The following is a 13545-nucleotide window of genomic DNA, read 5'->3' as shown; positions in this document are numbered from 1 at the left end:
GCACGCTAAGTCATGCAAAAGAGTAATCTTAAGCTTGGCTATATTGTGTCTTGGCAGGTAGCCAGCGTTCGATTAAGGCTTGAGAATGCTTAGGATAGTGCTGATGTAGGTAACGCGCGATGCGTTGTACTTCAGGAATAAGTCCTTGGTCACGTAATAAATCAGCGACCTTAAATTGTGCATTACCTGTTTGTTTAGTACCTAAAAGCTCACCGGGACCACGAATTTCGAGATCTTTTTGCGCAATGACAAAACCATCATTGCTATCCCTTAATACCTGCAATCGCAAACGCGCTGTTTGAGTGAGTGGTGTTTTATACAACAAGACACAATGAGAGGCGATAGCACCTCGACCTACACGTCCACGTAATTGGTGTAATTGTGCTAGCCCTAACCGTTCTGGGTTATCAATAATCATCAAACTTGCATTAGGTACGTCAACGCCAACTTCAATCACTGTTGTTGCAACTAAAAGTTGGAGCTCATTTTCTTTAAATGCCGCCATTACAGCTTGTTTCTCTGCGGGCTTCATTCGCCCATGTACCAATCCTACTTTGATTTCAGGGAGTGCTATTGTAAGTTCATCATAGATAACTTGGGCAGCTTGCGCTTCAAGTACTTCAGAATCTTCAATTAAGGTGCATACCCAATAGGCTTGTCGATTCTCTTCTGTGCAAGCTAGTCTGATGCGTTCAATAATGTCATTACGGCGAGTATCAGGGATAGCGACAGTAGTAACAGGTGTACGCCCCGGCGGTAATTCGTCGATGATAGAGGTGTCCATATCAGCATAAGCGGTCATCGCTAATGTTCGTGGGATAGGCGTTGCTGTCATCACCAATTGATGAGGGTGAAAGCCTTGTTCTTCACCTTTTTTCCATAAGGCAAGGCGTTGATGCACACCAAAACGGTGTTGTTCATCAATAATCACTAAGGCTAGAGAGTGAAATTTAACTTGTTCTTGGAAAATCGCATGTGTTCCAATAATGATCGATACTTCACCATTTGCAATGGCATTTTGCTGTGTTTCGCGGGCTTTCCCTTTCTGTTTTCCTGCTAGCCAACCTACTTGGATACCAAAAGGCTCAAACCATTTTCTAAAGGTTAATGTATGTTGCTCTGCTAACAATTCTGTTGGTGCCATTAAAGCCACTTGCTTACCATTAGCAATAGCACGTAACGCACTTAATGCGGCAACTAGCGTTTTACCTGAGCCTACATCTCCTTGGATCAATCGCATCATTGGATAGTCTTTTTCTAAATCTGTTTCTATCTCATTGACGACACGTTGTTGTGCATTAGTCGGGGTAAAGGGGAGAGAGGCGAGAAATTGCTGACGTAACGTTGATGTATTTGGCATAAACAATGGCTCTGCACGATAAGATTGTGCACCAGCTCTTGCATTGAGCATACCTAGATTGTGAGCCAGCAATTCTTCAATAATTAGCCTTTTTTGCGCAGGATGCTGTCCTTTCTCAAGTTCAGCAAAAGCGATATCAGGAGGCGGATTATGCAGTGTACGTAATGCTGTGGCTAATGGGGGTAAACCGTGAATAAATTGCTCAGGTAATAATTCGTTAATAGCGCAGGTATCAAGTAATTCTAATGCTTGTTCTATTAATTTACGTAATGATGTTTGGCGTAAGCCTTCTGTCGTTGAATAGATGGGAGTGAGTGTTTCTTGCAGTTTAACTTCAGAGCCTGCAACTTTGATTTTATATTCAGGGTGAATAATTTCAGGGCCCCGACTTCCTCGTTTAACTTCGCCATAAGCTGTGACTTGTTTACCTTGAGCAAGGTTATTTTTCATCGCCGCTGTAAAGTTAAAAAAGCGAAGTGTTAAAATTCCAGAGCCATCAGAAATTTGGCAGGTCATCATTTTACGCCGACCAAAACTGACTTCAGTTCTTAAGATTTCGCCAGAAACAGTGGCAGGAATACCGGGAAGGAGATCACTGATAGCATAAAGGTGCGTTTGATCTTCATAACGCAAAGGAAGGTGGAGTAACAAATCCTCAATAGTCACAAGCCCTATTTTTGCCAGCTTGTCTGCCTGACTTGCACCTACGCCGTGAAGAGTGGTTAAGGGGATTGCATCAAGCAGTTTTCCTTTCATGGGATCAATACTCCGTCTTTTTTAATTTCCTAAGTTGTTTTTGTGTCATTTGCATTTCCGCCCACCATGACTCTGGCGCTTCAATTTCACCGCTACCATTAATATAAGGGCGAGGCAGTCCTTTACGACGAGAAACTTCTGCCAATACCGGGTATCCGCCTTCAAAGAGAAGAATTTGTTGTTCTTCTTCTGTTAAGGTGCTCTCTGTTCGATTATACATACCTGCAGCCTGACGTTGGCGTTGTGCTTCATATAAAATTAGTGCACTGGCGACAGAAACATTCAGCGATTGTACCATTCCCATCATCGGCACAATAATATCTTGATCTGCAAGTGCGATAGCATCTTGTGAGATCCCCGTTTTTTCTTGTCCCATAATAATACAAGTTGGACGAGTGTAATCAATCTCACGAAAATCAACTGCTTTATCTGAGAGATGAGTCGCAAGAACTTGCATACCTTGGGTACGAAAGGCGTTAACCGCTTCTGTGATAGTAGGATGAGTTTCTACATTGACCCAGCTATTACTTCCTGCTGCGGGGGAAACTAACATCCGCATTTTTTCTTCAGGCCAAATAGCATGAATTTTAGGAATGCCTACAGCATCAGCCGTTCTTATAACGGCTGCAACATTATGGGATTTATGCACTTCTTCAAGGCAAACGGTAAGATCAGGTTGCCGCATCGCCATCATTTGGCAGATGCGGGCATATCGAATTGAATTCATGACTAGTTTTTATTACGGCTAACGCGCAGAACGTCTGGCATGATGCGAAGTTTACGCATGATATTGGCTAATTGAATTCTGTCCTTCGCAGTTAAGCGAATAAAAGCACAATACACACGACCATCTTTCTCTTCTGTATTCATGCTTTGAATACTTGAGTTAGCATCATTAATTGCTGCGGTTAAGTTTGCTAAAGCGCCTTGGTGGTTGATCATATCGACTTTAATTTCAGTAATGAAATCGCTGTTGATCTCTTTATCCCACTCGACAGGCATGAATTTTTCAGGCTCTTTTTGGTAACCACGAATATTACGACAAGATTCATGGTGAATAACCAAACCTTTACCTGGGCTAATATGTGCAACGATAGGATCACCCGGAATAGGGCGGCAACATTTAGCGAAGGAGATTAATACGCCATCGGCGCCTTTAATTGGGAGTTTAGGTGTTTCATCATTGGTTGTTTCTGTTTGTGCGTTTTCATCTTGATTTTGACTATCAATCAATAAATTACGCGCAACAACAACGCTCATGGTATTACCTAAACCAATTTCAGCCATTAAGTCGTCGATTGAATGAAGTTTCATACGCTTCAATTCGCGCTCAATATTTTCAGCTGAAATATCAGCAAGCTTGTGCTCACCTAATGCGTGATTGAGTAAACGACGACCTAAATTAATAGAATCTTCACGTTTTAAGTTTTTCAGCAGTTGTCGGATTTTAGAGCGTGCTCTTGAACTGACGACAAAGTTTAGCCAAGCAGCATTGGGTCTTGCACCTGGAGCGGTAATAATTTCAACCGTTTGTCCGGTGCGTAGCGATTGTGAAAGTGGGTAAGGTTGTCTATCAACCCTTGCACCCACACAGGCATGACCGATATCAGTATGTACAGCATAAGCAAAATCGACAGGAGTAGCACCCGTTGGCAATTCAACAATGCGACCTTCTGGCGTGAAAACGTAGATTTCATCAGGAAAGAGATCTGATTTTACGTTCTCAATAAATTCAAATGAGCTACCTGCACTTTGTTGCAATTCAAGTAAACTTTGCATCCAGCGTTGAGCTCTAACTTGTGCAGTTGTGCCAGGTTGCTCACCTTGCTCTTTATAAGCCCAATGTGCAGCAACCCCCATTTCTGCCATTTGATCCATATCTTCAGTACGAATTTGCACCTCAACAGGCACCCCATGAGGGCCAATAAGTGAAGTATGAAGAGATTGATAGCCGTTGGCTTTTGGGATTGCAATATAGTCTTTAACTCGACCGGGGCGCGGTTTATAAAGACTGTGCATTTGACCTAAAACGCGATAACAGGTATCGACTTCTTTCACGATCACGCGAAAGGCGTAGATATCCATGATCGAGTGAAAACGTTGCTCTTTTAACAACATTTTCCGATAGATAGAGTAAAGGTGTTTTTCACGACCGTTAACTTTGCATTCGATATGTGCTTCTGTCAGGCGTCCTTCAATTTCAGAGAGGATTTTATTAATCATCTCTTTACGGTTGCCTCGAGCTGCTTTAACGACTTCTTTGATTACACGGTAGCGATTGGGATGTAGTGCCTCGAAACCCAGCTCTTCAAGCTCTGTTTTGATATGATGTATACCTAAACGGTGTGCGAGAGGACTGTAAATTTCGAGTGTTTCGCGAGCAATACGGCGACGTTTATCTGGGCGTAATGATCCCAGTGTGCGCATATTGTGAGTTCGGTCTGCCAGCTTGATCAAAATGACGCGGATATCTTTTACCATCGCCATAATCATCTTACGGAAGTTTTCAGCCTGAGCCTCTTTTTTGTCTCTAAACTTCAATTTATCAAGTTTAGACACCCCTTCAACAAGATCGGCCACCGTACTACCAAAGAGGCTTTCGATATCTTGGAAGGTTGCAGGTGTATCTTCGATAACATCATGCAACAGCGCCGCCATCAGCGTTTGCTGGTCTAATCGCATATCTGCGAGGATACACGCAACCGCAACAGGGTGAGTAATATAAGGCTCACCACTTGAACGAGTTTGTCCCTCGTGGGCATTTCGGGCGACGATAAAGGCTTTTTTAAGTTGTTCAACTTGCTCCGATGGCAAGTATTTTTGAACGATTTGATTCAGGCTTTCAAACAGGTACAAGGCAGACCTACCCCTATTTTATAAAACGATTAACGACGACCTTCCGCAATCGCTGAAACAGCTTGTAATTCTGCTGCTTCTTGCTCTTGCTGCTCTTGACGTTCACGAGCATCAAGAATTTTACCGTTAATCAGGCCTTCTTCGATTTCACGTAGCGCGATAACAGTCATTTTATCATTTTCTTCTGGAACTAAAGGATCTTTAGCGCCAACTTGTAACTGACGCGCACGACGTGCTGCGACCAGAACGAGGTCAAAACGGTTACCAATTTTCTCTACAGCGTCTTGAACGGTTACGCGTGCCATATTTGTGTTACTCCACCATTAACGAAATGACTGGGCATAATACTGAAAGTTAACTCAGTCTGCCAATAATTTGCTGATTAAATCACCATGTCGTAGCGTTTGACGATCAAGGCGTAATTTTTCTGAACGAATAATTGATTGTAAATCAGCAAGCGCAGTATTGAAATCATCATTAATCAGCAAATAATCATACTCATTAAAATGTTCCATTTCCGATACAGCTTGCGACATACGTTTTGTAATCACTTCTTCGCTATCTTGCCCACGTCCACGAAGTCGGCGGTAAAGCTCTTCTTTTGACGGTGGCAGAATAAAAATACTACGAGCTTCAGGCATCGCTTTACGCACTTGCTGTGCGCCTTGCCAGTCGATATCTAAAAAGACATCTACACCACTGGCTAAGATTTCTTTGATAACTTTGCCGGATGTTCCGTAATAGTTACCAAAAACACAAGCATGTTCGAGGAAATCCCCGCTGTCTATCATGCTTTTAAATTCTTCTTCAGTAACAAAGAAGTAATGTTCACCATGGCTCTCTCCCGGTCGCATTGGGCGGGTTGTATGAGAGACAGAAACCTGAGTGTCATATAAAGGCTGTGTTTTTAACAGCGCTTGAATAAGACTTGATTTACCCGCACCGCTTGGAGCGGAAACAATATAAAGTGTTCCTTGGATCATGATGACTTTCTGAATTTGACTGGAGAATTAAGTATAAATACATGTTTAGGGAGCAAATCCCCCGTATAGTATACACATACAATGAATGACATACAGTGCCCATGTTTAATACAGGGCCATTTTTTTCTTATTACATTCTATTTTCTGAATATAGAAACAAGAGAAAAATTAAACTATGTCAATATTAACATACAATTAAAGGCTCAGTGATAGGAATTACCTTTTATCACAATAGCGAAAAGAGATTATATTTTGAGATACCCCACAGAATCAAAAAGAACCGCTGTCGTTAAAACAGCGATTCGTTAATCTTGATTCTCGTAATTAAAGACAGGTAAGCCCAATTTATAACGAATAGCGAGAAGTCGAGCGGTTAACCCTGCAATTAGGGTAATGATGATAATGACGTCTCTTGGTAACGGTGTATAAAACAGTAATCCCATATAAAGCCAAGCAGCACCAAAAGCGATACCGGCATAAATTTCTTTTTGGAAAACCAAAGGAATGGTATTACAAAGCATATCTCTTAATACACCACCAAAAGCGCCCGTAATCACCGCAGCAATAGCGGCAATAATTGGGCCATACTCCATATCGAGTGCGATTTGTGCACCAATGATAGAGAAAACCATCAGACCGATGGCATCTAAGATAAGGAAGAGTCGCTGTAAGTGTTTCATCATAGGTGCAACCCACATGGTGATCACAGCAGCACATGCAACAGTGACGATATATTCAGGGTGTTTTACCCAACCTAATGGATAATGGCCGAGTAGAATGTCTCTGACAGAGCCCCCACCAATGGCTGTTGCAGAGGCGATAATAATTACGCCAAAAACATCCATTTTACGACGGCCAGCAGCAAGCGCACCCGTCATGGCTTCTGCAGTAATACCAATAATATAGAGAACACTAAGTAACATGATTTTCTAATTTTCTGACTATTTAGTGAGGATAGAGTAATTACCTTGCGAAAAAGTCTCGACTGAATTTTTTTAGTGCCAGGTAAAATTAATTAGTTTTTATAATGTGGAAATTTATTTCCCGATAAGGATAAATATGTCTTTTCAGGAACACCAGATTACGTTTGATAGCCGTCATCATCAGCTAACTAATATAAATGTTTGGACGCCAGATAGCCAGTGGTTAGTCTATGATGTACGTCCCAATGGGGGATCTTTTACAGGTCTAACCATAGAAAAAATTCATGCGAAAACAAAACAGCAACAGATCATTTACACAGCAACACAAGGGGCACATGTAGGGGTTGCGACAGTAAGCCCAACAGAGCCTGTGCGTTACGCCTTTATTCATGGGCCAGAAAATCCGGATAATGAATGGCATTATGATTTTCATCATCGTCGAGGCATGATTGTTGATGAGTCAGATAATAATCGTGCATTTAATATCGACGCTTGTTCGTTGACATCACCTTATCAAGCCGGTGCATTACGTGGCGGTACACATGTTCACGTTTTTAGTCCTGACGGTACGCGTTTAAGCTTTACCTACAATGATCATATTATGCATGAACTTGGTGGCGAATATGATCAACGTAATGTGGCTGTTGCGGTGCCACTAAAAGCGGTTAATTTCGCTAAAAAACACCCTCGTGAATATGACGGTGAATATTTTTGCACTGTAGTAAGCCAAACTGTTGCTCATCCACAAAAGGGAAGTGACGAAATTAATAAAGCTTATGAAGAGTGTTGGGTTGGTACTCAAGGTTATATAAAGACTGATGGTTCGCAACAACGTTGGGCTATTGCATTTATCGGCGATACCATGAGTGAAAATGGCGATAAAGTTGCTGATATTTTCCTAGTGGATTTACCTGATGATAATCAGGCTTTCAGTGTTGAAGGTGATAAACCTTTGGCAGGAACCGATACAACAATGCCAGCAGTAGCTAAAGGCATTCATCAAGTTCGCCTAACAAATACAGCAAATAGAAAATATGCCGGTGTTTTAAATCAGCCTCGTCACTGGTTAAGAAGTTCCCCACAAGGTGATGCGATCGCTTTCTTAATGAAAGATGATAACGGTATTGTGCAGTTATATACCGTATCGCCAAGTACGAAAGAGATAAAACAAATCACTTCGCAGGATTGGGACATTCAGTCAGCCTTTACGTGGAATAGTAATGGACAATATCTCACCTTTATTTGTGATAACAGTGTGATGTTATGTAATGTGAAAACAAGTGAGTTAACTCGATTAACAGAAAAAACAGCACAGGCGCCAAGTAGTGATGCCGTTGTGTTCTCTCCAAATGACCAATATATTGCATTTATGCGTGATGTTGATGGTTATCGTCAAATATTTACTGTAGAGACTGGGCTGTAAAGTTTTATCGTATATAAATAAGGTATCTTAAATAATGAGATACCTTTTTATTTAATAAAAAATAAAATAGAGAATAAAATAAGTATAGTTGTCGAAAAACTAGAAGTGATCACTAATAATAAAATTAAAGTATTATTTAAAGATAATCATCATTATTGTCCTAAATTTATTAATAGCGAAAGGCTTATTTATGTTGATAAAGTAAATGTAAGTGATAAGTCTGGGTTTATATTATTTGGTTATAGTTTTAGTAAAGTAAATGGTTTTCCTATTGAGGTAGAAACTGAACTTGAATCTTTTTATGCAGAAGATATTGATGATTTACTGCATATTATTGTGAATATCATTGATAGAGAATCGATAAGAATTATGGAACTTATTCATCATCCTCTAAAAGATAATTCAACTAAAAATAATGATGTTTGATAAAAAAAACCGGCGTTGCTTTCACAATGCCGGTTTATCTACTAACAAGTATTTAGTAGAAATAATCTTAGATTGAAATTGCTTTATTATCTATTAAATTCAAAAGTCTCAATGCAGCTCCATTGGGTTTAATTTCGTTCCGCTCCCATTTTGATACGCTCTCTTTTGTCATATTTAGTATTAAAGCAAGAGACGATTGCGAAATATTATTTTGCTCGCGAATTCTTTTTATATCTTCACCATTCATTGGAGTCAGGTGAGCATATCTTTCTTTTAATTCTTTGGCTTTTATTCTCGCTGCAATTCGTCTAGCCGATTCTCCATCGGTTATTCCCGCAACTTCCATTTCTTGTGCAAATTTCAGCATTTCTTGCATTTTATCAGTCATGTTTAACCTCCGTTAAAAGGCCTAGTGCAACCATCTTATCTATTTTATTTTTAGTTGCACTGAAGAGATCTTTTGCCAGATCTTTATAGGATTCTAGTTCATCATCTGTAATTTCTTTAGATTTTTTAGCGCTCAAGTGAGATTTTTTCCATCCATCAGCAAAGAATAAATTACTTCCCTGTTTATAAAATATAATTGTTCTAATTCCACTACTCTTTCCTTTTCCATGGATACAGATCCGTTTTTTGATAATCCCCCCACCTAAGTCAGCTTCAAAGTGTCCTGCATATACTTCGTTGGCAATATCTATTAAAGCAGCATCATTGATAGGCATTTTCTTGAAACTGTTTTTGAACATCTTTGTTTTATAGATAACCATCACTTCCCCTGTGGTAGTTTTTACTATGGTAAATTTTACCACTATATTTCCCTGTGTAAATAAATCTTTTTTATGTCAATCCTATTAAAAATGAATAAAAAAACCGGCGTTGCTTTCACAATGCCGGTTTCTGTTTTCTGTAGTTTACAACTTATTGTAAAACAGAAATATCCGCGACTTTTAAGAATAGTTCACGCAATTGACTTAACATGGTTAAACGGTTGATACGAACAGCTTCGTCTTCATCCATTACCATGACTTTGTCAAAGAAGTTATTGACCACATCACGTAATGAGGCCAGTTCAACTAATGCTTCTTGGTATTTGCGCTCTGCAAATAATGGTGCCAATTTATCTTGTAATACAGAAAGATTAGCTGCTAGTTGAACTTCTTCTGGGGCTTTTAAGACGGAAGCTAAAACGGTGTCATTCAGTTTTACATCAGCGGATTTAGCTAAGATGTTAGAAACACGTTTATTAGCTTCTGCTAATGCAGAGGCCTCGTCTAATGTACGGAAGTAAGTTACTGCTTTAACGCGAGCATTGAAGTCAGCAGGCTGTGTTGGGCGACGTGCTAATACAGCTTGAATAGTATCAATGCTATAACCCAGTTCTTGATACCAAGAACGGAAACGACCTAACATAAACTCAACCACATCACTGACCACATTTTTATTAGTCAGTTTGTCACCGTAAAGGCGAACCGCTTCTTGTGTCAGCTCTTCAATATCTAATGGTAAATCTTGCTCAACGATAATACGTAAAACACCCAGAGATGCACGACGTAGAGCAAATGGGTCTTTATCGCCTTTAGGATGTTGACCAATACCGAAAATACCTGCAAGTGTATCCATCTTCTCTGCAATAGCGAGAGCGCTAGCAACAGGATTAGAAGGTAATTCATCACCCGCGAAACGAGGCTGATATTGTTCTTTCAATGCAACCGCGACTTCTTCGGCTTCACCATCATGACGAGCATAATGCATACCCATAACACCTTGGGTATCTGTGAATTCGAACACCATATTGGTCATTAAGTCACATTTTGACAGTAAACCTGCACGGGTTGCTTTATTAACATCAGCACCCATTTTGCCAGCAATAAAGCCAGCTAATGCTTGAATACGGTCTGTTTTATCACGCAGTGTACCTAAATCTTTCTGGAATAATACGGTTTCAAGGCGTGGTAAGTTATCTTCTAAACGTTGTTTACGGTCAGTTTTGAAGAAGAACTCAGCATCCGCTAAACGAGGACGCACTACTTTTTCGTTACCACTAATGATCTGTTGTGGATCAGAAGATTCAATATTAGTGACGAAAATAAAGTTAGGTAATAATTTGCCTTGCTTGTCATAAACAGGGAAATATTTTTGGTCACCTTTCATCGTATAAACTAGCGCTTCAGCAGGAACTTCAAGGAATTTTTCCTCAAATTTTGCTGTTAACACAACTGGCCATTCAACTAATGAAGTGACTTCTTCGACTAAGCTATCGCTTAAATCTGCGATACCGCCAAGTTTTTCAGCAGCAAGACGGGCATCATGAAGAATAATTGATTTACGCGTTTCGTAATCAGCGATAACTTTTCCGCGCTCATAAAGAATTTCAGGATACTGGTCTGCATTATCAATAGTGAATTCAGCTTCACCCATAAAACGGTGACCACGAATAATGCGATCGCTTTGGATACCTAAAATTTCACCATCAATAACGGTATCACCTAATAATAAGGTGACGGTATGAACAGGGCGTACAAAGTGAGTGTCTTTATCGCCCCAGCGCATTAATTTTGGAATTGGTAATTTTGATAATGCATTGCTTACCATGCCAATCAGTAATTGGTTAACAGCTTCACCTTTTACTTCTGCACGATAAAATAACCATTCACCTTTATCTGTTGATAAACGCTCTGCTTGGTCAACAGTAATGCCATTACCTCTTGCCCAACCTTCAGCTGCTTTTGTTGGTTTACCGTCAGCGTCAAATGCTTGAGCAATTGCAGGACCACGTTTTTCAATGGTTCTATCTGCTTGTGATTTCGCCATATTAGCTACTTTAATAGCTAAACGGCGAGGAGCTGCAAACCAAGATACATCACCATGAGTGATATTTGCGTTATCCAGTTCAGCAGTAAAATTAGCAGCAAAAGATTCGGCTAAAGAACGAAGCGCTTTCGGCGGTAATTCTTCTGTGCCGATTTCCACGAGGAAAGTCTCAGTTGTCATGATAGCCTCTTACTTTTTACACATAGGGAAACCAAGCGCTTCACGAGAAGCATAATATGCTTCAGCAACCGCTTTGGTTAAAGTACGGATACGTAAAATATAACGCTGGCGCTCTGTCACAGAGATAGCTTTACGTGCATCCAATAAGTTAAAGGTGTGTCCTGCTTTTAAAATACGTTCATAGGCAGGTAAAGGCAGAGGTTTTTCTAACTCTAACAACTCACGAGCTTCTTTTTCATATTGTTCAAAGCAAGAGAAGAGGAAGTCTACGTCGGCGTATTCAAAGTTATAGGTTGATTGCTCAACTTCGTTTTGATGATAGATATCGCCATAAGTGGTTTTACCTAATGGACCATCACACCAAACTAAGTCATAAACGCTATCAACACCTTGAATATACATGGCAAGACGTTCTAAGCCGTAAGTGATTTCACCCGTAACAGGTTTGCACTCTAATCCACCTACTTGTTGGAAATAGGTAAATTGCGTCACTTCCATGCCGTTGAGCCAAACTTCCCAGCCTAAGCCCCAAGCTCCTAAAGTTGGGTTTTCCCAGTTATCTTCCACAAAACGAATATCATGAATTGTTGGGTCTAAACCTAATTCTCTTAATGAGCCAAGATAAAGTTCCTGAATATTATCAGGTGATGGCTTAATGATAACTTGGAATTGGTAATAGTGCTGTAAACGGTTAGGGTTTTCACCATAACGTCCGTCTGTTGGACGACGAGAAGGCTGTACATAAGCCGCAGCGATAGGCTCTGGGCCTAATGCACGTAAACAAGTCATTGGGTGTGATGTGCCTGCACCCACTTCCATATCTAATGGTTGGACAATGGTACAGCCCTGGCGAGCCCAGTAATCCTGTAGTGTCAGGATAAGACCTTGAAAGGTTTTGGTATCAAACTTTTGCATGTTATATCCGCATGGCGATACATAGAATAAAAAGAAAGGTTTCAGTATACCTTCTAGACGAAAGATATACAGCAAGGAATGCGGGCAATTTTCCCTCGATCAAAAAAATAATCCCTTAATTGACTTTATGACTATGCTCAAAGAATTAGATTGAATTTTTTTTCACCCATTTACATGTATATTTATACAGTATATAAAATGGTGATATTACAAGTTATTGGTAACAAGGAATGAGAAAATGAATAAACAGCGTTGCGATTGGGTAACTAATGATCCTGAATATTTGGCATATCATGATGATGAATGGGGTAAACCTGAACGAGATAAATATAAGCTTTTTGAAATGATTTGTCTTGAAGGTCAACAAGCTGGGTTATCTTGGTATACCGTACTTAAGAAAAGAGAAGGTTATCGTCGCTGTTTTTTTAATTTTTCACCCGAAAAAATTGCCAAAATGACAGATAAGGATGTTGAAGCTTTATTGCAAGATCCCGCAATTATTCGTCATCAAGGAAAAATTAACGCCATTATTAATAACGCCCGTATTTTTATGGCAATGGAAGAACAAGGCGAAGATTTCAGTCAGTTTATTTGGCAATTTGTTGATAATAAACCCATTATTAATCAGTGGATTAATATTTCTCAAGTGCCCGCGTCCACTGAAATCTCGGATAAAATGGCAAAAACGTTGAAGAAAAAAGGCTTTAAATTTGTTGGTACAACAACTTGCTACGCTTTTATGCAAGCTGTTGGCATGGTTAATGACCATATTCTCTCTTGTTTTTGTCGCCAAGAAGAGAGTGAAAACGCCAATAAAAAGTAAAATATGAGTTGAGTTATCTTTAATGTAGAGTGTTATTGGCTTTATATTTCAATATTTAAAATCATATTAATATTACTACTCTATCATTT

The 13545-nt window shown here is 39.9% G+C and carries 13 protein-coding genes; 3 read left to right on the top strand and 10 right to left on the bottom strand.

Annotation, left to right across the window (positions count from 1 at the left end; all coding sequences use genetic code 11):
* Nucleotides 1-28 precede the first annotated feature (28 nt).
* The 6 genes from recG to NBG71_RS15090 form a co-directional block, all read right to left on the bottom strand.
* Nucleotides 29-2116, bottom strand: coding sequence for an ATP-dependent DNA helicase RecG (gene recG, locus NBG71_RS15115; RefSeq protein WP_156734297.1), 2088 nt, complete (start codon nucleotides 2114-2116; stop codon nucleotides 29-31).
* A 4-nt stretch (nucleotides 2117-2120) separates the two neighbouring features.
* Entirely contained in the window at nucleotides 2121-2843 is a 723-nt protein-coding gene (gene trmH / locus NBG71_RS15110) for a tRNA (guanosine(18)-2'-O)-methyltransferase TrmH (protein ID WP_075671310.1), read from the bottom strand.
* 2 nt (nucleotides 2844-2845) lie between these two features.
* Nucleotides 2846-4972, bottom strand: a complete 2127-nt coding sequence (gene spoT / locus NBG71_RS15105) for a bifunctional GTP diphosphokinase/guanosine-3',5'-bis pyrophosphate 3'-pyrophosphohydrolase (protein WP_075671312.1) — start codon at nucleotides 4970-4972, stop codon at nucleotides 2846-2848.
* Nucleotides 4973-5001: 29 nt separating this feature from the next.
* Nucleotides 5002-5277 (bottom strand): DNA-directed RNA polymerase subunit omega, encoded by a 276-nt coding sequence (gene rpoZ / locus NBG71_RS15100; RefSeq protein WP_004246820.1) that lies wholly within the window; start codon nucleotides 5275-5277, stop codon nucleotides 5002-5004.
* 54 nt (nucleotides 5278-5331) lie between these two features.
* Nucleotides 5332-5955: a guanylate kinase gene (gmk, locus tag NBG71_RS15095; protein WP_006534608.1), complete on the bottom strand. Its 624-nt coding sequence runs from the start codon at nucleotides 5953-5955 to the stop codon at nucleotides 5332-5334.
* 305 nt (nucleotides 5956-6260) lie between these two features.
* A complete protein-coding gene (locus NBG71_RS15090) occupies nucleotides 6261-6878 on the bottom strand; it encodes a trimeric intracellular cation channel family protein (RefSeq protein ID WP_006534609.1) in 618 nt (205 codons plus the stop codon).
* Nucleotides 6879-7014: 136 nt separating this feature from the next.
* On the opposite strand from NBG71_RS15090, the gene NBG71_RS15085 reads away from it, so the two are divergent.
* Complete coding sequence (locus tag NBG71_RS15085; RefSeq protein ID WP_075671314.1) at nucleotides 7015-8301, top strand: YidR family protein; 1287 nt, start codon at nucleotides 7015-7017, stop codon at nucleotides 8299-8301.
* A gap of 105 nt (nucleotides 8302-8406) precedes the next feature.
* The gene (locus NBG71_RS15080; RefSeq protein ID WP_075671316.1) at nucleotides 8407-8727 is read left to right on the top strand and encodes a hypothetical protein; all 321 of its coding nucleotides are present in this window, start codon (nucleotides 8407-8409) and stop codon (nucleotides 8725-8727) included.
* 67 nt (nucleotides 8728-8794) lie between these two features.
* Here NBG71_RS15080 and NBG71_RS15075 read toward each other — a convergent pair whose 3' ends face one another.
* The 4 genes from NBG71_RS15075 to glyQ all read right to left on the bottom strand — a co-directional run bounded on the left by NBG71_RS15075 (nucleotide 8795) and on the right by glyQ (nucleotide 12633).
* The gene (locus tag NBG71_RS15075; protein ID WP_075671318.1) at nucleotides 8795-9115 is read right to left on the bottom strand and encodes a helix-turn-helix domain-containing protein; all 321 of its coding nucleotides are present in this window, start codon (nucleotides 9113-9115) and stop codon (nucleotides 8795-8797) included.
* Nucleotides 9108-9536 carry a type II toxin-antitoxin system RelE/ParE family toxin gene (locus NBG71_RS15070; protein ID WP_223672638.1) on the bottom strand — a complete coding sequence of 143 codons (429 nt, stop codon included), beginning with the start codon at nucleotides 9534-9536 and terminating at the stop codon, nucleotides 9108-9110. The genes NBG71_RS15075 and NBG71_RS15070 overlap by 8 nt, the downstream gene beginning before the upstream one ends.
* A gap of 109 nt (nucleotides 9537-9645) precedes the next feature.
* Complete coding sequence (gene glyS / locus NBG71_RS15065; RefSeq protein ID WP_075671322.1) at nucleotides 9646-11718, bottom strand: glycine--tRNA ligase subunit beta; 2073 nt, start codon at nucleotides 11716-11718, stop codon at nucleotides 9646-9648.
* A gap of 9 nt (nucleotides 11719-11727) precedes the next feature.
* Complete coding sequence (glyQ, locus tag NBG71_RS15060) at nucleotides 11728-12633, bottom strand: glycine--tRNA ligase subunit alpha (protein WP_004246832.1); 906 nt, start codon at nucleotides 12631-12633, stop codon at nucleotides 11728-11730.
* A gap of 238 nt (nucleotides 12634-12871) precedes the next feature.
* Between glyQ and NBG71_RS15055 the strand changes: the two genes are divergently transcribed.
* Entirely contained in the window at nucleotides 12872-13456 is a 585-nt protein-coding gene (locus tag NBG71_RS15055) for a DNA-3-methyladenine glycosylase I (protein ID WP_075671324.1), read from the top strand.
* Nucleotides 13457-13545 lie beyond the last annotated feature (89 nt).

The sequence above is a fragment of the Proteus sp. FZP2095 genome, from assembly GCF_023701425.1.
In the GTDB taxonomy this organism is placed as follows: Bacteria; Pseudomonadota; Gammaproteobacteria; order Enterobacterales; family Enterobacteriaceae; genus Proteus; species Proteus cibarius.
Note: the sequence above shows the minus strand (reverse complement) of the source record. Positions and strands in the feature narration are given on the sequence as shown.